The sequence below is a fragment of the Spirochaetota bacterium genome, assembly GCA_025061835.1.
Classification (GTDB): domain Bacteria; phylum Spirochaetota; class Brevinematia; order DTOW01; family DTOW01; genus SKYB106.
On record JANXAC010000005.1, the window covers coordinates 44,054 to 64,639 of the forward strand.

Below are 20,586 nucleotides of genomic sequence, written 5' to 3' on the forward strand. Positions count from 1 at the left end.
AGCATAACTGCCCCCTTATGAAGAATTACATGTTGGCAACTGTGTTGTTAGTAGAATCAGGAGTTGAGTCTATTTGTAATGGGTTATTTATGTTTGTCCAGTCAATATTATTTGTTATTAGTATGTTTCCAGTATATTCTCTGTACAAGTACTTCAACCTGTTCGTTATGAATGTGTTATTTACTAGTTTATGACCTGTTATGTCTTCATTTTCCTCATATATACCTATCGCTGTAGTATCATTATTACCACCTATGAAGCAATTTGAGATTATAAGATTCTTCAACTTACTTTGATATTCATGCAAGTAAATGACTGAGTTTGTAGATGAGAGTGTCCAATTATTGGTTATGTAAGAGTTGAGTAATGAGACATTTGACGCTAATACTATTGATAATCCTCCTCCGTGATTAGTAGCAATATTGTTATACACGCTACCAACTATTGTAATGTAATTACAACTGGATATATATATGCCTCCACCAGTCTCTGTAATGTTTTGATACACACTTCCAGATAAACTATTAGTATGTGAACTGTTTATATATATTCCTCCTCCACAGTTTGTAGTAGAATTACTAAATATAGTACCACTTATACTATTGCTATGAGAATAGTCTAGTGTTATACCACCTCCAGAGAAATTAGCGTAGTTATTGTGTATAATTCCATTTATGGTATTATTACGAGAGCTACTTAGGTTTATTCCTCCGCCTGTGAATTTGGCTCTATTGTTGTATACTGTGCTAGTTATGTTGTTAAGATCAGATTGTTGCAGGAAGATTCCACCACCCTGTATAGACTCATTGCTATAAACATTACCACTTATCGTGTTGTTATCAGCAACCAAAAGGTATATTCCTCCTCCGTTGGTAGCAGCAGTATTATTAAATACATTACCACTTATAGTGTTGTTATGAGAATAGTAAAGGTATATTCCACCCCCATCATTAGAACTCAAGTTAGCATATACATTACTAGCTATAATATTAGTATGCGAGTAATACATATATATTCCTCCTCCCCCTCTTGTAGAATAGTTGCTGTATACACTACTTGCTATTAAATTCTCGCTTGAACTATACAAGTATATTCCTCCTCCTAAGCTACTAGGTTGATTACCTGATGCACTATTGTAATATACACTTCCACTTATCAGGTTACTGTGAGAGTATGATAGATATATACCTCCTCCCTCATAATTTACAACTCTATTACTGAATATATTTGCAATTATGATGTTACTATGAGAAGATGCAATGTATATTCCACCACCTCTTGAGCTAGCAGAGTTGTTTGATATTACGACATTACTTATCAGGCTGTATGAAACATTGTCAAGGTATATTCCTCCTCCTACGCTATGAGGGAAACTACTGTAATTTGCATTACCTTTTCTTATTACTAGGTTTTTTATAACTATGTTGGTTGCATTGGTAATGAATAATATATGATATAAAATATTCTCACCATCCAGCTCACTGTATCCTATTATGTTGTTGAAATTTGCATCCCATCCTCCTATTATCCTAATGTTGTTATTCGTTATTAATACACCACTATCACCAATAAATCCGGTTTCATTAACCAACCCACCACCAGAGGTAGGTCTGTATAAACCAGTTGTTGTGTATATCTCATTGACATTATAAATTCTAGCTCTACTTACAGCAGTCTGTATATTCCTCACCGGTGAGGTTTTTGATACTCCGTTATTACTATCATTACCGTTAGTTGATACATACATTCTGAGCGCTACTATAAAACTTACTGATTGTGTTGAACTTGTATTACCAGCATTATCAATGGAATATACATATATTGTATTTACACCTTCATTCAAACTTGTCAAGTTAGTAGTCCAGTTATCAGTTCCATTAACCTGACCGAAACCTCCACTATCACCTAACCTTAAGAATACACCACTTACTGTGCTGCTATAACTATGTGCTGTTCCACTTACAGTTATGCTTGTTGAGTTAATTATTTGATTATTTGTTGGATCTGATATGCCAACTGATGATCCTAATTGAATTACGAAACTTACGCTTTGTGTTGAACTGGTATTCCCAGCATTATCTACTGCATAGACATATATTGTGTTAGTTCCTCCACCTAATCCTGTTAAATTAGTGTTCCAACTACTAGTTCCATTAACTCTTCCGAAACCACCAGTATTACCAACCCTTAAATACACACTATTTACTCCACTATAACTATTTGCTGTCCCACTTACACTTACATTATTTGCATTGAATGCCTGGTTATTCGTTGGGGTTAAAATATTGACTGATACATAAATTGAAACTATGAAAGTTACACTTTGTGTTGAACTCGTATTCCCAGAATTATCTACTGCATAAACATATATTGTGTTAGTTCCTTCACTCAATCCTACTAAGTTAGTAGTCCAACTCGTAGTTCCACTTACCTTTCCAAAACCACCAGTATTTGATAGTCTTAGATAAACTTCTCTAACACCGCTACCTGTATCGCTAGCTGTTCCTATTACTGTTAGAACATTACTCGTGTAACTATTGTTAGTTGGAAAGATTATCGTAACGGTTGGTGCTGTTGTATCTACTCCTCCTCCACCTCCACCACTTCCTCTCTCACTTTCATCTCTTCCTGGTTCTGAAGTGCAGCTGATATATCCAATAGTGCTAACCAGTAACAGGGTGCTTAAAATCAATATCAACTTGCCTAATCTCATAGATACCTCCAATATTTTTTGTATTTGAGATTATGTGAGAGCAAACTTCGTCGTAGATGTAATGGAGTAATTCTATGAACCTAAAGAGCAACGAAAAGTTTTGCTCTCAACATACTCTTCTAAGAGTATATAAATACTTTACCTTAAATGTCAAGTATTCTGGTTACTAATTTCATTTGGATATGTGGATTTAAACTTTTGGATAGTAGTATCGTGATATACCACTATTTACTATGTTTAGAGTAGAAAAACAAGATTGTTGTTCTAATCTAGGATCTGTTGGATAACTTTGTTTGTTGTGTCTCTTGGGAATAGTTTTTTCATATTTGACTTAAATATGTCGTAGTTTTTGAATAGCAAGTCTATGGTTTCTAGGATTTTACTGATAGTTAGATCATTTTCTTCAATTACTATACCTGCGCCTCTTGACTCTACAAACATTGCGTTGTGATACTGATGGTTTTTTGATGCGTAGGGAAATGGAATTATCAGAGATGGGACTCCAAAGAATGAAAGTTCTGATATAGTGCTCGCTCCACCTCTCGTTATCGCAACATCAATAGCACTCATAAAGGAACTGACATCGTTTATAAAATCAAAAATTTTGACATTACTTTCATTCTTACACTTTTCAAGTATTTCTTGATAGTAATCTTGTCCTGTTATCCATATCACTTTGTATTCTTTTGTAAGTTCATGGATGTTTTCGGATATGATCTTATTAACATTTTTGGCACCTTGACTTCCGAGTATAATACCTATTACTTTATCGTCTGAAGAAAAACCAAAAGTGTTTTTAGCGTAATCTTTTAGTTGTATATCTCTTTCACCATACCTAATCGGATTGCCAATCCTCTCAAAATTGTTTGGATAGTTCTTTTTATCAACGAGTGGAAAAGTAAGTATAACTTTTTTAGCGAAAAGAGATATAATTTTGTTTGTCAGTCCCATCACAGCATTTTGTTCTAAAAGGATAATAGGTTTTCGTAGGATTAATCCTGCGAGACCAACAGGACCAGAAACATATCCTCCTGTAAGCACAATCCTGTCAGGTTTGAAGTTCAGAATTATCTTGAGTGATTTGAAGAAGGATAAAATAGCATCCTTTATAACGACTAGGTTCTTAAGTAAGTTTCTAGTGAAGCCACTTGATATAGGAATAACCTCTAATTCATTTGAAGGAATGTTATCTTTGATTAGTGGAAACTTTAGAGCGTGGGGGTTAGTTATGAAAAGAATATCGTGCTTTGCTTCTTTTAGCCTATTGTATATTGATAGGCCAGGAGATATGTGCCCCCCTGTCCCACCAGAAACTATCAGTATTCTCATTTATTCTCTAGTAGTCTGTCTAATTTTGAATTAATATCCATTATGACCTTCTCTATATTATTTACTTTGGCGTTTAGGTAATGAAAGCCCTCTAACACACCTTCCTTCACCTTAAGTAGTTCGTGTTCTGATGTAACAACGATGTCTTTAAGTTTTTGAATTTGAGTTTCAAGAATCTGTGTCTCATTTATCACGTTCCTTATTCTATCCATTATTTCAGAAATAATGGGATCCATAAAACCTCCTTATGAGGATATTATGTAAGGTTTGAATTTTTTTATTCAAGTATCAAAGATTTTTGGGTTCTGTGGAATTTGTTTTCTATGTTTATGGGAGTTATAATATTATTATCTTATGGATACACGAGTATTCATTGTGTCAACGGTTTTTGTTATTCTTTTTTTGTTTGATTCTTCTTGGGCTAGTGATTTTCAGTCCGTTTATATTCAGTCAATGAAGTTACACAGCGAAGGAGATTTTCTAAAGGCGTTTAACATTTTGGATAACACTATAAGTAAGTATAGCAATACTCCGGCATACTTTTATGTCAAGTCTTTGTTGTATCTCAAGGATTCATATCTCAGTGGTGAGGTTAGTGTTAAGTTTATCTCAAACACACTCTTGAGATATTCAAGATTGATATATACAAGAAACATTTTTGATGAGAAAGTTTTTGAGTCTTTTGTTGATATTTCTGATGAGTTTGGTTTTGAAGATATAACATACCAATCACTGAAAAATTTACTATTTACAAATCCTTCAAACAGGGCTGGTATATATTTTCTTGTCAGAAACCTGTTTTCAAAAGGCAAATATGAATATATACCAAGGATATCAAAAAAATATCTGGATTTAGTTGAAATTCCTGAGATGTCATACTACGCGCTACTCTCAAAGATATATACATACGAATACAGTGATTTTGATGTCATCTTACAGGATATCGTGTATAACTACGATTCGGATGAAGTGAGATTTATAGTTGCAAACACCTACTATCATACTATGGATTTTGACAAGGCTTGGGAGTTCCTTGATACTGAAAATAGGATCATAGACCAAGAACTCCAACTCAAACTTATGATACTAAGGAATGAGAGTAAGAATAAAATAAACCAGTTTGTCAAGATACATAGTAAGAGTATGTCCAAAGACTTGATAGCACTTGCAAAGGCGTTTACTGAAGATGGTGAAATGCTTCAGAAGATTGTAGAAAGAAAAATAACTTCTAAAGAACCAACTTACATTGAACCTATATACTTATACCTAGGCATGAAGTTTTTTAAAAACCCAGAGATCTACAATAAATCTGTTGAGAAACTAGCGATAAACTTCTTCTCAAAGAAGTTATATCAAAAGGTAATACAACTACTATCGGGTAAGAAGGGGTTGTCAAAAGAATCAAAGTACATTCTGGCTTTAAGCCATATTGAGGTTGGAGAGTATAGAAAGGCACTACCTCTTCTTGAGGAGTTGAAGAATTATTTTTTAGAGGCTGAGGTTAAGACAGCGTCAGTTTATGTAGAAATTGGGGAGTTTAATAGAGCTCTGCGTGAAGCAAAGTCAATAAAGCAGAAGGTCATTTCAAGAGGGAGTGACCTAAATAAAATGGTTCTCTCACATGTTTTTTTAGAGATAGGGGATGTATCTAGTTCAGAAGAGGTCTATAACTCAATTGAGGATAAGTCTTCGTTTTATGCTAAGTTTCTGTATGCTACAATCTTGTTCTACAAGAAGGAATATGCTCTATCAGAAAAGGTAATACAGAGGCTGTATGATGAGGATAAGTATAATCCAGATTTAATAAATTCACTTGCGTTTGTATGGGCTGTTCAGAATAAGAACTTAAAGGAGGCTTTAATACTTTCAAAGTATTCTACTGTATTTGATGATAACTACTATTACTTTGACACCCTAGCATACATATACTTAAAACTCGGTGAGATTAACTTAGCAAGGGAGAGTATAGAGAAGGCTATAATGCTTATGGAGAGGAATAATAGATTTTCAAAGGATATTTATATCCGTGCTTACGGTATTTACAAGCAACTTGGAGAGTATGACAAAAGCAGACTGATGCTCTCAAAGGCGAATAGGGAGTAGAGTTATGACTACTGAGATTATTTTAACATTTGTAGTATATGGTGTTTTAACATTTCTGTTTGGTGTTGTGTTAGGATACTTTATCGCAAGGATTGTTTTCAACAGAGAGTTAGACAAGATTATTAGGGAGGAGAGGAAAAGTGCTTTGAGTTCATCTAGGTCTGTCTTAAAGGGTAAAATTACAGAACAACTACTACCTCTTATGCCTTTTTTCAACTACAACTTATCTGACGCTAGGTTTATAGGTTCTCCGATAGACTATATCGTGTTTGATGGATATAGTGATCTTAATGTTGTCCAGGATGAGATAAAAGAGATAGTATTTATAGAAGTTAAATCAGGAAATTCACCTTTATCCGTCACTGAAAGTGCTATCAAGAGAGCTGTTGATGAGAAGAGAGTTAGGTTTGAAGTATTACATATTAACAAGCTACAAAAAGATAAAGTTTCAAAACTGGATGACTCCAAAATACTCTAGAATTGTTAAGATTCCTACTGTTATCAATATACCTCCAGTAACATATTTTAATAGGTTATTGCCTATTAGGTTTGCTAACTTATCTGTGAAGAATATTACTGCTAGATTTGGCACTAGTAATCCTAAAGTTCCTCCAATCCATACCATAAGGGGTTCTCTTGAGTTTATGGTTATAGATAGTGCAGTAAGTTGAGATCTATCAAACATCTCAGAGGTGAAAAGTATTAAAAATACCTTAAGAAATTCGGGGATTCTTTTTACGTACTCTTTTTCTGTTTTTTTCTGCTTTTCAAAAACTACAAATAGTCCTACAACTAGAAATACAAGCCCACTCGTGAGGACTAGAGAGCCTCTAGGAACTACTCTATTAAGCCATTCACCGACCAGGGTAGGTATAAGCATAATGATAATTGATGACAGGAGCACTCCTACTACAAGACTTATCTTTCTAAATTTGGGAGTCATGCCTAGAGTTAGGAACATTGTTTTGTCAGATATTTCAACTATGGTTATAAGTAGAAAAGAAGTTAATATAGGCACTACTTACCTCCTTTGACTAGGAGCATATTTCTGGATAAACAGACTAAATCATCTTTGATTTTGTGATTTCTTTACAAGTTTCTGTGAGTTTTGTAGGAAGTTGAAGTTTTATATATCATTTTTAAGTTACTAGTTCTTGCCTAGTGATGATATAAAATACTCTAGAACTACAAATACTTACTTTTTACTCTCTTCATTTCTAGTTCAATATCTTTCTTTTTCAGGTCTTCTCTCTTGTCGTATTCTTTCTTACCTTTGCAGACCCCTATCTCAACTTTACACCATTTATTGTTTTTTATATAGACTTTCAAAGGTATTAGAGCGAATCCTTTTCTTGCGACTTGACCTGCGATCCTATCAATCTCCTTTCGGTGAAGTAGAAGTTTGCGTTTTCTATCTGGATCAGGGCGGAAGACACTTGATGCAAAATAGGGGGATATGTGTATGTTATGAGCAAAAATTTCTCCATTCTCAACAAGACAGAAACTATCATCAATATTAACTCTGTGTTCTCTAACAGACTTCATTTCACTTCCTACTAGGACTATACCTGCTTCATAAGTGTCAAATATTTGGTAATTCTTCCTTGCCTTTCTGTTAGTTGATACAATTTCTATTGACATTTTTATACAACCTGGAGTTATGATTTTATGATAAATGTAGTAAAGTATGGTTTTCCAATAACTTGTAGTGTTTCAATTTTTGTATTGGGAGTGTTTGTATTATAATTATTATCAACATTTAGGAGGAGTTTAAAGGTGAGTAGGGGTAATGATAAATACAAGAGTAGAAGATTTGATATATATGGGACTGATAAAATAGATTCTAATGTGCTGGAGACATTTGATTACGAGTATGTAGGAAAACCGATAGAGATAGTTATAAGCACTAATGAGTTCACATCGGTGTGTCCTTGGAGTGGGCTACCAGATTTTGCAGAACTCACGATAAAGTATATACCTGACAAGAAGTGTATAGAACTAAAGTCTCTTAAGTATTACCTACACTCCTATCGTAATGTTGGGATATTTTATGAACATGTTGTGAATAGAATACTTGATGACCTTGTGAAAGCTTGTGAGCCTTTGAAGATGGAAGTAATAGCCAAATTTACGATAAGGGGTGGGTTACAGACTACCGTTAAGTCGGAGTATTCAAAATAGAGGGTCATTATGAGTAAAGTGAATATTGCGGTTATAGGTGTTGGACATATGGGTAAATACCATGTGAATGCTCTCGCTGGAATGGATGATGTTAATTTAGTTGGAGTATGCGATATAAACGAGAAGCAGGGGTATGAGGTTGCAAACAAGTATAAGACAAGGTATTTTAGAGACATAAGAGATTTATTTGGAAGGGTTGATGCAGTTGTTGTAGCGGTTCCAACATTTCTTCACTATTATGTTGCGTCAGAATTCATAAGGCGAGGAATACACACACTCGTTGAGAAGCCAATAACGAGAAGTATAAACTATGCAAGGAAACTCATAGATTTGTCATACAAGCATAATGTTGTTCTTCAAGTAGGCCACATTGAGAGATACAATAGCGCTATACAGGAACTTAGAAATATCGTTAATAAACCGTTTCTGATAGAGGCAAGAAGAATGGGTCCTAGAAATACAAGGATAAAAGACGTTGGCGTGGTGCTTGACCTTATGGTCCATGACTTGGATGTAGTACTCAACTTGCTTGGTAAGAACAACTTGGATATTGTCTATATAGGTGCATCTGGAATAAAGGTTTATTCAGACTATGAAGATATTGCCAGTGCTACAATTGTCTTTTCTGACGAGAGTATAGCCAACATAACGGCGAGTAGGGCTACCGAAAATAAGAAGAGAATACTACAAATATCTCAAGAAGGTGCCTTTATTGAGATTGATTACTCAACGCAGGATATAACTATATATCGTCAGTCAATGTCAGACTATATACTGAACAAAGATGAAGTTAAATATATACAGGAAGCATTCATAGAGAAGGTTTATGTGAGGAAAGAAGATGCTCTGAAAAGAGAGCTGAGACACTTCATAGGCTGTATAACTGGAAAGGAAAAACCGATGTTTAGTAGTGAATTGGATTTAAAAACTCATATCGTAGCGAAAAAGATTATGGATATAATATACTCACAGTGGAAGAATAACTTCTCAAAGTATCCACATTATGGAACTGTACAGGTTAATATCTAGGTCTAGTGAAGAGACAAAGAAGATAGCAAGTGAGTTTGCTAGAGGTGTGAAAGTTGGAGATATTATTATACTTTGCGGTGATTTGGGTAGTGGTAAGACAACATTTTCCAAGGGATTCTGTTCTCACTTTAGTATAGATGAAGATATAGTTTCTAGTCCTTCTTTCACAATACTAAATATCTACGCTGGTGAAGTTTTGATATATCACCTAGATATGTATAGAATAGATAGTCTTGATGAAATTGACTATGCGACATTCCTTGAGTACCTACAAGATGAAGATGCAATAAAGTTAATTGAATGGAACAAATATAGGATTGATAAGGACTTTTCTTCTTTTAGAGTCTTTGTAGTTGAGATATCTTTAATTGATGACAATCAGAGACAGATAAGGATTGTTAGAGTAAATTGATGGAACATAAGTTTATGAAAACTAAACACTATATTGATAAATTCAGGTATTCATTTAAGAAAAGAAATGGTAAGATATAAACACCAGATAATGATTAATAATTGTAGCAACCGTTTTAATACTTTCAAGTAAGTTATCAGGGGATAGAGGCGGAACAAATAGATGTTAATATAGGAGGTATTACACCTCCTATTTTGATTATTTTACAGATGACAACTACTCTTTGAACTTTGAGAGGTCTAGAACGCTATTAAATCCATCAAATCCATCTCCTTGTTTATTAGGATTGAACGGATCTTCAATCCAAGTCATGTCTGTTTTTGTGTCAAAATCTTTATCAAGAGGGTTTTTGTGATAGACTACATACTTGTATATAAAGTCGCCGAGCCTTACATCTTCTAGTCTTAGTTTCCACGTGTCAGCATCAACTTTTTTCATAAGGTTTTCTGCGGGGTTCCAACTGTTCATCGTGCCACCTATTGCTAGTGAGTATATGGGTTTCTTTGCGAGATTTTCTTGTTTTTCTAGGTAAAGGTTAACTCTTGCTTCAGCAGATTTTTTCTTCATTCCCTTGAGGTTGGGGTCTTGTGCTTCTTTCTTAACCTTTTCAACCATTTCATCAACATACTTCTTCAGTTCGCTAACCTTGATTGTAAATTCAAGGGTTCCTTTTCGCCCTTTCACCTCAATGAGTTTTACGCTCTTGCTGCCAGTGTCATACTCTTTAGCATTTACAATACTAAAGAGTGATAGCCCGAATACAAACGCTACTGTCATTAATAGCAACTTCTTCATATTCGCCTCCTTTAATACTCTTTGAAAATTTTAAAAATAACTTCGTTCGCTTTCAATATTAAACGACTGAAGTTTGTAGTAGAGTTTGATAAAAATTGATGTGAAAGAACCTCTTATCACCTCGTGAAATAAAGGAAAAAAGAGGAATATATGACAAAACATGAGGACTATAAATCACTTTATCAAAAACTTTCTACGAAGGTGAGGGGGGAATATTACTTGGGTAGGTATGAAAATGAGGTATTCAGAATACTCTTCAGCAAAAATATCAAACTTCAGTAATATTAAAACTTGAAGTTGAGTTGATGGTGTTTTATGATTTTGAGGGAGGAGGTTTTTATGGAGAGAGTAAAGGTTTGGAAGCCTTCTGAGAGTGAGATTAAGGAAGCGAAGGAGTGGCCTGTGTGGCAGAAGGGAGAGAGTGAGTTTGACTGGTTTTACGACGAAGATGAGAGGTTTTATATGGTTGAAGGAGAGGTTGAGGTTGAGTTGGATGGTGGTGGTAAAGTGAAAATATCTGCTGGAGATATGGCTTGGTTTAAGTCTGGAACTGGTTGTAGATGGAAGATACTAAAGAAGGTTAAGAAACATTATAGGATAGGGTAGTCTTTTTACTTCTAGGTTTTATTTTGAGATTCTTAAGAGAAGGTTAGGTATTGTATTAGGATTATTTCTTTATCACGTTAAAATTCTTCTTGGTGTAGAATTTTAGCTCCATCAATGTTGGAGTACATTCTCTTGTTGTCAGAGTTGAATTCATATTTAAGGTCAACCGAAAGTGATTCTATTGATATTATCTTAAAACTCTTGCACTTGTATTTGTTTTTATCTCTTTCGTAGTATATTTCAAAAGCCAGCATGAAGTGTATAGTATCATATGCTACCTTAAAGTTTTCAGAAGGTGAGAAGTAGAAAGTTCTCTGAGTAGATTGAAGGTTAGACTTGTTGAATGTTTTGCATTCTAGGTAATATGGTTCTTCATTGTACCAAAAAATAATATCAGGATACCCTGAGGATTTTGTCTTACTAGTGGTAGTTTGAGGAGTTTTAGCGATGATTCCTTTCTCTTTGAAGACTTCTTTGACGACCTTTTCTACTTTATTTCCAACTTCGTTGGGTCTTTTGCTACTAATTCCTTTGGAGTTTATGTATTTTGATGTTAGGCGGGCTACTTCTATCAAAATTTCAAGAACTTTCTTATGTTTCTCATTATTTTCATCAAATCTTATTACATCTTTGCCAGATATGGATTTAATTACAATGTTGAAAGGTATATCTCTCAAAGGTTTCATAAAATGACTAACTAGATTTTCTAACCGCTTGATGTATTCATCTTTTTCCTCGTTTATTTCTCCTTCACAAAAAATAGGATGTTTTCATTCTTCATTATGTTATATAATCCAAATATATTCTTATTTATATTCCTCTCAAGTTTGAAACCTATACTTTCCATACATCTAATTGTAAATTCTACAGTTGGTATCTCTTTACCTTCGAATCTAGCGTTTCCTATTATTATTACTGCATACCTATTTTTCTTAAGAACCCTATACATCTCGCGGTAAGACTTTTTCATATCTTCGTTGTAAAGATGTATCTTATCTTTACCTTTTCCTCTAACGCCTATGAATTCTTCTCTTATCTTACTCAAGTTATATCCCATATACATGAGGGAGTGTTTATCATTTTCCACATAGTCAAGTGCAATAGAGTAAGGAGGAGAAGTTATTATACCGTCAACTGATTCGTCTGGTAGTTGTATGTTTCTTGAGTCGCCTAGGTTGATTCTTACTTGTCCAAGATTAATTTTAAGTTCTCTGACTAAGGTGTAATAATCCTCTACTGACCTAATCATGAGATCTAGATTTCTAAAGAATGAATCGACCAAGTTTTTCTTGCGTCTGTAGTTATCACTTACAGCAACAAGTCTAGCAAGAGTGTAAAAGTTTCTAACTCTTTCATCATCAGATATTTTTTCTATATACCTTCCGAGAACTATATCTTGATAACATGAGTTTCTTATGATATCTTTTCGTATCCTTTTTATCTCATCCAGAACGTAAATAGATTCTGTTTTAACTTTTCCTTGTATTACACATAAGGGTGAAATGTCTATTCCTATGAAGTTTACTCCTAGTAATTGTGCCTCAACAGCAGCAGTACCACTACCAGAGAATGGATCTAAGAGCAGATCTCCTTCTTTCAAGCCTATGATATTTATAAGTGCTCTGACCATTTGAGGGTGGAATTTACCTTTGTACGGATATATCCAGTGTGTTAGATATTGATTTACAGATTTGGTTACGTTTCGTTGAGTTATGTGGTAATAGTCAGTTAGTTCTTCACAAACGGACTTGAAGTATGCTAACCTTTTTTTTGCTAGTTCCTTATCAGGTAGATTTAGTATTTTGATTATCTTTAGTTCTTCGTTTATTTCAAACTCAATACCAAGAGAGATTGCTTCTAGGAGTGCAAGCGTAAGTTCATATATGAACTGGATATTGTCAAACATTACTAGGTATTCTGATTTTGTGTAAGTAGATGGTAAGTTTTTTACCGTATCTATGAGTTCACCATTTCTTAGCCTACGGAATGAGAATAGATGATTCTGAATATCTAGAAACTCTTTGTAGTTTTGTTTCATAACTTATACTTAGATGATTCTAGACCAGAAATGGAAAATGTTTCAATTTTCTTTTTTAATGATGAATTACTGTTTGGTTGATTTAAGAAACTCGGTAAGAATAAGATATTCTATCTTTTATTGAAAACCGATCGTTTTATCCTTTATGTTAGTGAAAACTTTGTGGAGGATAGTGATGGGGATGTTTAAGTTTGACTTTAACTACTGTATGTCCAACTACATTGGGTCAAGAGTAGGTATATCCGAGGAAGAACTTTTGTCTTATGAGAAGAAGATTGAAAGATTACACGAGAACCTGATGAGTAAGGCAGGAAAAGAGCTTGGTTTCTACAATCTACCTTACGATACTGAGAACTTGGAAAACATTAAGGAAAGGTTAAAAAAGTTTAAGGACAAATTTGACACGCAAGTTGTTCTAGGGATAGGTGGGTCTGGACTTGGTCCTTCCGCGCTTTACTCTTCACTTCTTAACTACATACACAACGAACTACCGAAAGAGAAGAGAAAGGGGATGAGAACTTATGTGATAGATAATGTTGATCCTGACTGGTTTTCTGATATGATGGAGGTTATAGACCCGAAGAATACTGTTTTTGTGGTTATTAGTAAGTCAGGTTCTACCGCTGAAACTGCTGCTGACTTCCTTGCTTGCTTTTCAAGGTTTAAGGATGTGCTTTCTAATAAAATGAGTGAGCACATTGTAGCGGTGACTGACCCTAAAAAGGGAGAACTCAGGAAGATGGCTGATGAGTTTGGACTTGAATCTTTTGCTATACCTGAAAATGTTGGTGGTAGGTTTAGTGTGTTATCTTCTGTTGGATTAGTTCCTGGAGAATTGATGGGAATTGATACATCTAGTTTGCTTGAAGGTGCTAGGGAAATGGATAAGGTATCAAGAAAACCAAAACTTATGGAAAATCCTGCTTATCTTAACGCAGTTTTGGAGTATATACTTTATCTCAAGGGGGTAAATATATCTGTTTTGATGCCATATTCTACAAAACTCGGTAAGTGGGCTGATTGGTATATTCAACTATGGGCTGAAAGCTTGGGTAAAAAGGTTGATAACGATGGTGCTTATGTTTATGTAGGACCTACACCTATTAAGGGAGTTGGTTCAACCGATCAGCACTCGCAGGTTCAGCTTTTCAAGGAAGGTCCTTACGATAAAGTAATAACTTTCATAAGAGTAGAGAAGTTTCATAACGAAGTAAATCTGAGTTATGACGAAAGACTTTCAAAATACTCGTCTCTTGGATACTTAATGAACCATACTATGAACGAACTTATAAACGCCGAAGAGATGGCAACAGAAGTAGCACTCGCAAAGGAAGGAAAACCGTCTAAAACAATTATCCTTCCAGAAGTTAATGAATACTACGTAGGTCAGATGATCTTCTTCTTTGAGGTTGCTACTGCTATGTCAGGAGAACTCTACAATATAAACGCATTTGACCAACCTGGAGTTGAAGAGGGTAAGAACTTCACATACGCACTCCTTGGCAGGAGTGGATACGATTCAAAGAAAGAAGAATTCAACAGACTCTATAGCAAGTCTAGTAGATTTGTAATTTAGGGAAGTTTTGGAATAACACTTGAAAGTTTTTTGTCTCTAAACTGGTATCAAAGTGATTGTTTTCATTATCACTAGATACAGTAGTTCAAGTATCAGGAATAGCCAGAGAACTGATAGGTCAAAGAAGCCTATTCTTGAAGGAAGATGAGTTCTTAAAAAACTTAGTGGTGGTTCTGTGATTGTGTATAATATTTGATAGACTTTTGAACCCATAAGTTGTGGATTAAACATTATGATCCACGAGAAGACTACTCTTATGAATAGAACAAATTGGTATGCTCTTACTGCTCCTGCTAGAACTAGCAGGATAATCTGCGGAATTGAAAAAGTTTCTAGCGACATGTTGTTTGTTAATTATGTATAATTTTACCTTTGGTTTTGCAATTTGTGTTTGTTTTTGTTAATGAAGTCTAAATTCATAAATAGAGTGAAGATGGTTCTTTCATTTGTTTCAATAGAGTATTTTTCTAGTTGGTTGAAATGTAGGAGTTAAGATATATAGTATTGTTATTATGAGTAGGAGTGTTTTGGTTACAGGTGGTAGCATAGGGATAGGTAGGGCTATATGTATTGAATTTGCTAAATTGGGGTATAAGGTTATCTTTTCATATTACAAAGACAGAGATGAAGCAATGGAAGTAGAAAAGGAATGTAGGAGGTTAGGAGCTTTAGATGTTTTTTACTACTACCTTAATCTTATGGATGATGATAGTATAAAGAAATTCGCATCTGAGGTTGTAGGTAGGTTTGGTAGTGTTGATGTGTTTGTGAATAACGCTGCAACTATTGCTTGGAAACCTCTAGAAGAACAGTCTTTTGACGAAATAGAATCGCAGGTTAGGACTAACCTTGAGGGACTAATAAAGGTGACGAAGATTTTTTTACCTTACATTAGGGAAATGATAATAAACATATCAAGTGGTGCAGGTAAAACAGGGTTCGCAGACCTCACAACATACTGTGCTACGAAGTTTGGAGTAAGAGGTTTTACACAGGCAATAGCAAAGGAACTCAATAACATAAAGGTAGTAGTTGTCAATCCTGATATGACACAGACTAGAATGACTAATTTTCAAGGGAGGCCACCTAGTGAGGTTGCTAGCGTAGTTGTAAAAGTAGCCGAAAATAAGATAAGAGTCAATTCTGGAGATGATGTTGATGTTTGGAGGTATGTATGAAAGTGTCAATAATGTATGTTAAGGCTGGAGCAGGTCATCTATCTGCGGCAAAAGCACTTGCAGAAGAACTTAAATACTTGTATCCTGATGTTGAACCACTGCTTTATGATGGGCTTACTGGAGCACCTAATTATGTAAGAAATATAATAGAAAAGGGTTATTCAATGGCGTCAAACTTTTTCCCACCTGTATGGATGGGGATATACGCTTTTAGCAAGTTGTATCCTATCAGAAAACTTGAGGTTGACTTGGTTTCTGCTTATATAAAGAGACATGTTAGAAAACACATACTTGGAGAAAAGCCAGATAAGATAGTCGTAGATCACTTTTTTGTTATAAAACCAGTCTATGAGATTGTCAAAGAAGAGAATTTGAATATTAAAGTTCTTGTCATAGCAACTGATCCTTTCACTTGTCATCCTATTTGGTTTACATATCCTAATATGGATCTTGTTGTCTTCAGTGAGAGGATGAAAAAGTATGCTGTCAAGAATGGAGTTCCAGAGGATAGGATAACTGTTTTACCTATAATTTTGAATAAAAAGTTCAGTTCGAAACTACCTGATGATGAGGTTAAAAAACTTAAAGAGAGGTATGGTTTTTCACTAGGGAAGCATCTTGTTTTGATGGCAGGAGGTGGAGAAGGAATACCAAATGGGGAGTTATTTTTGGAGGAGATTGCGAAGTCAGATTTGGATGTAGAGATGGCTATTGTATGTGGTAGAAACGAGATACTTAAACAGAAAAGTGAAGAGGTTGCTAAAAGGTATTCAAGCAAGAAGATAGTTGTATATGGTTTTGTTGATTTTATGTATGACCTTATGAATATGTCAAGTGTTGTGATAACCAAGGGGGGACCTGCTACCGTTATGGAGACACTCATACTTGAAAAACCTCTTATTATCACATCTTACATATGGGAACAGGAGAAGGGAAATGTTGAATTTGTTGAAGAGAATTACCTAGGTTTCTATGAAACTAAACCGAAGAAAGTAGTTGATAAAGTTAGAAAATTACTATTTGATGAAGATCAAGTTAAGAAGTTTAAGGAGAACATAGTTAAAGCGAACATAAGGAATGGAACAACTGATATAGCAAAGTTTATATATAACTTCTAAAAGTTTTCAGTAATGTTTTAGGGCAAAACGAGAGATATAGGAAAGGGGGATAATCCCCCTTTATATTAGACATCAAAGTATAGAACAAACTCATAAGGATGAGGTCTCTGAGCAACTCCTTTCACCTCAACATTCATCTTGTAGTCAATCCATGTTTCTATAACATCCTTGGTGAAAACATCTCCTTGTAGTAGGAATTCATGGTCTTTTGCTAGTGCTTCAAGTGATTCTTCAAGAGATCCTGAATACTGGGGTATTTTGGCTCTTTCTTCTGGTGGTAGGTCGTAGATATTTTTGTCAATAGGTTCTCCTGGGTCTATTCTGTTTCTTATACCATCTATTCCTGCCATTAGCATAGCAGCGAATGCTAGGTATGGGTTGGAAGTTGCGTCTGGTGGTCTGTATTCTATCCTCTTCGCTTTTGGTGATGTGGAATAGACAGGTATTCTTACTGCTGCGCTTCTGTTCCTTGCTGAGTAAGCAAGATTGATCGGTGCCTCAAATCCTGGGACGAGTCTCTTGTAGGAGTTAGTTGATGGATTTGTGAAAGCTGCGATTGCTTTTGCATGCTTTAGGAGACCACCTATATACCACAGAGCTTCCTGTGATAGACCTGCATACTTGTCCCCTGCGAAGAGGTTCTTACCATCCTTCCAGATACTCTGGTGAGTGTGCATTCCAGTTCCATTGTCTCCGAATATGGGTTTTGGCATAAACGTAACAGTTTTTCCTCTCCTCCAAGCAACGTTTTTGAGAACATACTTTACCTTCAAAGTATTATCAGCAGTTTTTGTTAGGGTATCAAATCTGAAGTCAATCTCACCTTGACCTGCTGTTGCTACTTCGTGGTGGTGTGTTTCAACTTTGATGCCGATCTTTTCAAGTATCAATACTGCTTCACTTCTTAGGTCTTGTAGAGAGTCGTGTGGTGGAACTGGGAAGTATCCTTCTTTATGCCTAATTTTGTATCCCTTGTTGAATGTTCCATCAATGTTCCTTTCGTTTCCACTGTTCCATATTGCTTCATCGGAATCAATGAAGTAGTATCCACTGTGAGAGTTTTGATCAAAATATGCTTTGTCAAACACGAAAAACTCAAGTTCGGGTCCAAAGTATGCGGTATCACCTATACCTGTTGATTTTAGATATGCTTCTGCTTTTTTAGCAATATGTCTTGGGTCTCGTGTGTAATCTTTGCCTGTTATAGGGTCTTTAATGTCGCAGAAAAATACTAGGGTCTTATGTTCAGAAAATGGATCAACAAACGCTGATGTTGGATCAGGTGTTAGGAGCATGTCACTTTCGTTTATGCTCTGCCAACCCCTGATTGAGGATCCATCAAACCCGAGTCCTTTCTCAAAAACGTCTTCATCTAGCGCATGAGATGGTATTGAGAAGTGTTGCCATAAACCTGGAAAGTCCATAAACCTGAGGTCTATTATCTCAATACCTTGATCCTTGATGAACTTTAAAGCTTCGCCTTTATCCTTAAACATATATCCCTCCTTTAAAAATTTTCTTTGATAATTATAAAAAAGGTGAGACAACCCCCACCTTTGAAAAAACTAGTATATTTTACATTCTTGCTTTCTATCAAGTTATATAGCATTGTTTCCACTTTCTCCGGTTCTTATCCTGTATGCATTTTGGATGTCATATACGAATATCTTACCATCTCCTATCTCACCAGTTTTTGCTGAAGCTATAATTGTGTTGATAACTTTGTCCAATATATCATCCGTCACAACTATCTCAATCTTTATCTTTGGTAGGAACCTAACTTCGTATTCCTTACCTCTGTAGATCTCTATGTATCCTTTTTGAACTCCGAACCCCTCAACTTCAGATACCGTCATTCCTTTTATCCCAACTTTTGTCAGAGCATCTGTTACTTCCTTTAACTTAAAAGGTTTTATGATTGCTTCAACTTTTTTCATACAATACCTCCTTAATTTTTATACATGTAAGTTATAGGCTTTCTCGCCGTGTTCACTTTGATCAAGACCTATTGTTTCAGCATCCCTACTCACTCTCAGGCCATTAATGAATTTTATGATGATCATAATTGTCAGTGAAACTACGAAAGTATATGCTATTACTATACCTACTGCTATCAACTGTATAACGAGCTGTTGTGGGTTGCCATAGAATAATCCCTTTCCTAATGAGTTTATGGCAGGATCCGCAAACAGACCTGTTAGTATTGAACCTATAATACCTGATATACCGTGTATCGCAAATACATCAAGTGCATCGTCGTATCCAAGTAGTGGTTTTATGTAAGCTATGAACAGAGGTGGTATTATTCCAGCAAGAAGACCTATTATTATTCCAGATCCTATATTCACAAATCCTGCTGCTGGTGTTATAGCAACAAGACCTGATATTATACCAGATGCTAGACCTAAAACGGTTGGTTTTCCGTTAATGATCTTTTCTGTCAAGATCCATGATAGTGCTCCAACGGATGTTGCAATCGTAGTGTTGGCAAATGCAACGGTAGCTAGTTCGTTTGCAGCGAGTGCAGAACCTGCATTAAAACCAAACCAACCGAACCAAAGTAGTCCAGCACCTATTGCTATCAATGTTATGTTGTGAGGTAGTAACACTGGTTCTTTTCTTCTACCAAGAACCAAGACACCTGCCAGTGCTGCGATTCCTGCGTTTATATGAACAACTGTTCCACCAGCGAAGTCAAGAGCTCCTAGTCCAAAGAGGAATCCTCCACCCCATACCCAGTGAGCTATAGGAACATAAACCAAACTGACCCAGAGTATTGAGAATAGTATCCACGATGAGAATTTTATCCTTTCAATAAAAGCACCACTTACGAGTGCTAGTGTTATTGCTGCGAATGTAAGTTGGAATATCACAAATATGTATTCAGGTATTGTCCCAGATACACTTCCACTAACACCGTTTAGCATTAACTTGTTCAGAGTTCCTATTATACCAGCGGTATCACCACTAAACGCTAGTGAATAACCATAAACTACCCATACTATGCTTGCTATAGCAAACGCACTGAATGACATTGCTATTGTATTTAAAGCATCTTTTCTCCTAGCCATGCCGCCGTAAAATAATGCAAGTCCTGGAACAGTCATCAGCATAACTAGGGCAGTAGCAACGATCATCCATGCGGTGTCTCCTGTGTCAGCCTTTGGTGGTGCCTGCTCCTCAGCAAACCCAAAGGAGGCTATCATAGCCAAGGCTAACACTGTGAAGAAGATCTTTGAAAATGTCTTCATATTATACCTCCTAATCTTTTTCTAGTTAATGTATTCAAAGTGTGTGCCAAAGTTGTGAAGTATTGGTAAAATGTTGCCTAAATAATAGGCTTTTGAATTTAAAGGATGATTAAATTGTAAAGTTTGTGTATATTTTTTAGGCATTGGCTAATTTTGTTGCTCAAAATTAAGGCATTTTTGAAAGTTATTTTGAAAGTTAAGGGATTTTTATGAAGTATTTATTTATTAGTTCTCAATTTTATTTTGTTTTGGACTAA

22 protein-coding genes are annotated in these 20,586 nt (G+C 35.3%); 10 read left to right on the plus strand and 12 right to left on the minus strand.

The genetic code is table 11. The features are described 5' to 3' along the window. Window positions 1-25: 25 nt before the first annotated feature. The 3 genes from NZ579_03150 to NZ579_03160 all read right to left on the minus strand — a co-directional run bounded on the left by NZ579_03150 (window position 26) and on the right by NZ579_03160 (window position 4,278). Window positions 26-2,713, minus strand: a complete 2,688-nt coding sequence (locus tag NZ579_03150) for a right-handed parallel beta-helix repeat-containing protein (GenBank protein ID MCS7298945.1) — start codon at window positions 2,711-2,713, stop codon at window positions 26-28. Window positions 2,714-2,977: 264 nt separating this feature from the next. Continuing rightward, window positions 2,978-4,042, minus strand: coding sequence for a UDP-N-acetylglucosamine--N-acetylmuramyl-(pentapeptide) pyrophosphoryl-undecaprenol N-acetylglucosamine transferase (locus NZ579_03155; protein MCS7298946.1), 1,065 nt, complete (start codon window positions 4,040-4,042; stop codon window positions 2,978-2,980). Then, window positions 4,039-4,278 (minus strand): hypothetical protein, encoded by a 240-nt coding sequence (locus NZ579_03160; GenBank protein MCS7298947.1) that lies wholly within the window; start codon window positions 4,276-4,278, stop codon window positions 4,039-4,041. The genes NZ579_03155 and NZ579_03160 overlap by 4 nt, the downstream gene beginning before the upstream one ends. A 217-nt stretch (window positions 4,279-4,495) precedes the next feature. Between NZ579_03160 and NZ579_03165 the strand changes: the two genes are divergently transcribed. Next, complete coding sequence (locus NZ579_03165; GenBank protein MCS7298948.1) at window positions 4,496-6,145, plus strand: hypothetical protein; 1,650 nt, start codon at window positions 4,496-4,498, stop codon at window positions 6,143-6,145. Window positions 6,146-6,149: 4 nt separating this feature from the next. Beyond that, window positions 6,150-6,623 carry an endonuclease gene (locus NZ579_03170; protein MCS7298949.1) on the plus strand — a complete coding sequence of 158 codons (474 nt, stop codon included), beginning with the start codon at window positions 6,150-6,152 and terminating at the stop codon, window positions 6,621-6,623. On the opposite strand, the gene NZ579_03175 is transcribed toward NZ579_03170, so the two are convergent. Continuing rightward, the gene (locus tag NZ579_03175) at window positions 6,594-7,163 is read right to left on the minus strand and encodes a TMEM165/GDT1 family protein (protein MCS7298950.1); all 570 of its coding nucleotides are present in this window, start codon (window positions 7,161-7,163) and stop codon (window positions 6,594-6,596) included. The two genes, NZ579_03170 and NZ579_03175, sit on opposite strands and share 30 nt — an antisense overlap. Before the next feature lie 167 nt (window positions 7,164-7,330). Then, window positions 7,331-7,786 carry an SsrA-binding protein SmpB gene (smpB, locus tag NZ579_03180; protein ID MCS7298951.1) on the minus strand — a complete coding sequence of 152 codons (456 nt, stop codon included), beginning with the start codon at window positions 7,784-7,786 and terminating at the stop codon, window positions 7,331-7,333. 135 nt (window positions 7,787-7,921) lie between these two features. Here smpB and queF point away from each other — a divergent pair, with 135 nt between their 5' ends. From queF to tsaE, 3 genes are read left to right on the plus strand one after another with little or no spacing between them, the layout of a single operon-like run. Next, window positions 7,922-8,326 carry a preQ(1) synthase gene (gene queF, locus NZ579_03185; GenBank protein ID MCS7298952.1) on the plus strand — a complete coding sequence of 135 codons (405 nt, stop codon included), beginning with the start codon at window positions 7,922-7,924 and terminating at the stop codon, window positions 8,324-8,326. A 9-nt stretch (window positions 8,327-8,335) separates the two neighbouring features. Then, window positions 8,336-9,355, plus strand: a complete 1,020-nt coding sequence (locus NZ579_03190) for a Gfo/Idh/MocA family oxidoreductase (protein ID MCS7298953.1) — start codon at window positions 8,336-8,338, stop codon at window positions 9,353-9,355. Continuing rightward, on the plus strand, window positions 9,330-9,767 hold the full coding sequence (gene tsaE / locus NZ579_03195) for a tRNA (adenosine(37)-N6)-threonylcarbamoyltransferase complex ATPase subunit type 1 TsaE (GenBank protein ID MCS7298954.1): 438 nt from the start codon (window positions 9,330-9,332) through the stop codon (window positions 9,765-9,767). Before NZ579_03190 ends, tsaE begins: the two co-directional genes overlap by 26 nt. Before the next feature lie 216 nt (window positions 9,768-9,983). Here tsaE and NZ579_03200 read toward each other — a convergent pair whose 3' ends face one another. Continuing rightward, the gene (locus tag NZ579_03200) at window positions 9,984-10,562 is read right to left on the minus strand and encodes a hypothetical protein (protein ID MCS7298955.1); all 579 of its coding nucleotides are present in this window, start codon (window positions 10,560-10,562) and stop codon (window positions 9,984-9,986) included. A 150-nt stretch (window positions 10,563-10,712) separates the two neighbouring features. Here NZ579_03200 and NZ579_03205 point away from each other — a divergent pair, with 150 nt between their 5' ends. After that, entirely contained in the window at window positions 10,713-10,844 is a 132-nt protein-coding gene (locus NZ579_03205; protein ID MCS7298956.1) for a hypothetical protein, read from the plus strand. Between the two features lie 57 nt (window positions 10,845-10,901). Beyond that, entirely contained in the window at window positions 10,902-11,168 is a 267-nt protein-coding gene (locus tag NZ579_03210; GenBank protein ID MCS7298957.1) for a cupin domain-containing protein, read from the plus strand. A 77-nt stretch (window positions 11,169-11,245) separates the two neighbouring features. Here the strand turns inward: NZ579_03210 and NZ579_03215 are convergent, their stop codons facing one another. Both NZ579_03215 and NZ579_03220 read right to left on the minus strand, forming a co-directional pair. Continuing rightward, on the minus strand, window positions 11,246-11,854 hold the full coding sequence (locus NZ579_03215; GenBank protein ID MCS7298958.1) for a hypothetical protein: 609 nt from the start codon (window positions 11,852-11,854) through the stop codon (window positions 11,246-11,248). Window positions 11,855-11,907: 53 nt separating this feature from the next. Beyond that, complete coding sequence (locus tag NZ579_03220) at window positions 11,908-13,206, minus strand: DNA methyltransferase (GenBank protein ID MCS7298959.1); 1,299 nt, start codon at window positions 13,204-13,206, stop codon at window positions 11,908-11,910. A 175-nt stretch (window positions 13,207-13,381) separates the two neighbouring features. On the opposite strand from NZ579_03220, the gene NZ579_03225 reads away from it, so the two are divergent. Next, complete coding sequence (locus tag NZ579_03225) at window positions 13,382-14,782, plus strand: glucose-6-phosphate isomerase (protein MCS7298960.1); 1,401 nt, start codon at window positions 13,382-13,384, stop codon at window positions 14,780-14,782. A 36-nt stretch (window positions 14,783-14,818) separates the two neighbouring features. Here the strand turns inward: NZ579_03225 and NZ579_03230 are convergent, their stop codons facing one another. Then, window positions 14,819-15,124 carry a YggT family protein gene (locus tag NZ579_03230; GenBank protein ID MCS7298961.1) on the minus strand — a complete coding sequence of 102 codons (306 nt, stop codon included), beginning with the start codon at window positions 15,122-15,124 and terminating at the stop codon, window positions 14,819-14,821. A 170-nt stretch (window positions 15,125-15,294) separates the two neighbouring features. On the opposite strand from NZ579_03230, the gene NZ579_03235 reads away from it, so the two are divergent. Both NZ579_03235 and NZ579_03240 read left to right on the plus strand, forming a co-directional pair. After that, complete coding sequence (locus tag NZ579_03235; protein MCS7298962.1) at window positions 15,295-15,960, plus strand: SDR family oxidoreductase; 666 nt, start codon at window positions 15,295-15,297, stop codon at window positions 15,958-15,960. Continuing rightward, on the plus strand, window positions 15,957-17,078 hold the full coding sequence (locus NZ579_03240) for a hypothetical protein (protein ID MCS7298963.1): 1,122 nt from the start codon (window positions 15,957-15,959) through the stop codon (window positions 17,076-17,078). Before NZ579_03235 ends, NZ579_03240 begins: the two co-directional genes overlap by 4 nt. 65 nt (window positions 17,079-17,143) lie before the next feature. Here NZ579_03240 and glnA read toward each other — a convergent pair whose 3' ends face one another. The 3 genes from glnA to NZ579_03255 all read right to left on the minus strand — a co-directional run bounded on the left by glnA (window position 17,144) and on the right by NZ579_03255 (window position 20,215). Next, window positions 17,144-18,574, minus strand: coding sequence for a type I glutamate--ammonia ligase (glnA, locus tag NZ579_03245; protein MCS7298964.1), 1,431 nt, complete (start codon window positions 18,572-18,574; stop codon window positions 17,144-17,146). A 102-nt stretch (window positions 18,575-18,676) separates the two neighbouring features. Beyond that, entirely contained in the window at window positions 18,677-19,015 is a 339-nt protein-coding gene (locus NZ579_03250) for a P-II family nitrogen regulator (GenBank protein MCS7298965.1), read from the minus strand. Between the two features lie 18 nt (window positions 19,016-19,033). After that, the gene (locus NZ579_03255) at window positions 19,034-20,215 is read right to left on the minus strand and encodes an ammonium transporter (protein MCS7298966.1); all 1,182 of its coding nucleotides are present in this window, start codon (window positions 20,213-20,215) and stop codon (window positions 19,034-19,036) included. Window positions 20,216-20,586: the final 371 nt, after the last annotated feature.

Bases quoted from the DNA above. Each gene is read 5' to 3' on its own strand.
- NZ579_03225 (MCS7298960.1), top strand. From the start codon at position 13,382: ATGGGGATGTTTAAGTTTGACTTTAACTACTGTATGTCCAACTACATT.
- NZ579_03165 (MCS7298948.1), top strand. From the start codon at position 4,496: ATGAAGTTACACAGCGAAGGAGATTTTCTAAAGGCGTTTAACATTTTG.
- NZ579_03200 (MCS7298955.1), bottom strand. From the start codon at position 10,562: ATGAAGAAGTTGCTATTAATGACAGTAGCGTTTGTATTCGGGCTATCA.
- smpB (MCS7298951.1), bottom strand. From the start codon at position 7,786: ATGTCAATAGAAATTGTATCAACTAACAGAAAGGCAAGGAAGAATTAC.
- NZ579_03210 (MCS7298957.1), top strand. From the start codon at position 10,902: ATGGAGAGAGTAAAGGTTTGGAAGCCTTCTGAGAGTGAGATTAAGGAA.
- NZ579_03255 (MCS7298966.1), bottom strand. From the start codon at position 20,215: ATGATCGTTGCTACTGCCCTAGTTATGCTGATGACTGTTCCAGGACTT.
- NZ579_03190 (MCS7298953.1), top strand. From the start codon at position 8,336: ATGAGTAAAGTGAATATTGCGGTTATAGGTGTTGGACATATGGGTAAA.
- NZ579_03235 (MCS7298962.1), top strand. From the start codon at position 15,295: ATGAGTAGGAGTGTTTTGGTTACAGGTGGTAGCATAGGGATAGGTAGG.
- NZ579_03205 (MCS7298956.1), top strand. From the start codon at position 10,713: ATGACAAAACATGAGGACTATAAATCACTTTATCAAAAACTTTCTACG.
- NZ579_03170 (MCS7298949.1), top strand. From the start codon at position 6,150: ATGACTACTGAGATTATTTTAACATTTGTAGTATATGGTGTTTTAACA.
- glnA (MCS7298964.1), bottom strand. From the start codon at position 18,574: ATGTTTAAGGATAAAGGCGAAGCTTTAAAGTTCATCAAGGATCAAGGT.
- tsaE (MCS7298954.1), top strand. From the start codon at position 9,330: ATGGAACTGTACAGGTTAATATCTAGGTCTAGTGAAGAGACAAAGAAG.
- NZ579_03230 (MCS7298961.1), bottom strand. From the start codon at position 15,124: ATGTCGCTAGAAACTTTTTCAATTCCGCAGATTATCCTGCTAGTTCTA.
- NZ579_03215 (MCS7298958.1), bottom strand. From the start codon at position 11,854: ATGAAACCTTTGAGAGATATACCTTTCAACATTGTAATTAAATCCATA.
- NZ579_03250 (MCS7298965.1), bottom strand. From the start codon at position 19,015: ATGAAAAAAGTTGAAGCAATCATAAAACCTTTTAAGTTAAAGGAAGTA.
- NZ579_03155 (MCS7298946.1), bottom strand. From the start codon at position 4,042: ATGAGAATACTGATAGTTTCTGGTGGGACAGGGGGGCACATATCTCCT.
- NZ579_03240 (MCS7298963.1), top strand. From the start codon at position 15,957: ATGAAAGTGTCAATAATGTATGTTAAGGCTGGAGCAGGTCATCTATCT.
- NZ579_03150 (MCS7298945.1), bottom strand. From the start codon at position 2,713: ATGAGATTAGGCAAGTTGATATTGATTTTAAGCACCCTGTTACTGGTT.
- NZ579_03160 (MCS7298947.1), bottom strand. From the start codon at position 4,278: ATGGATCCCATTATTTCTGAAATAATGGATAGAATAAGGAACGTGATA.
- NZ579_03220 (MCS7298959.1), bottom strand. From the start codon at position 13,206: ATGAAACAAAACTACAAAGAGTTTCTAGATATTCAGAATCATCTATTC.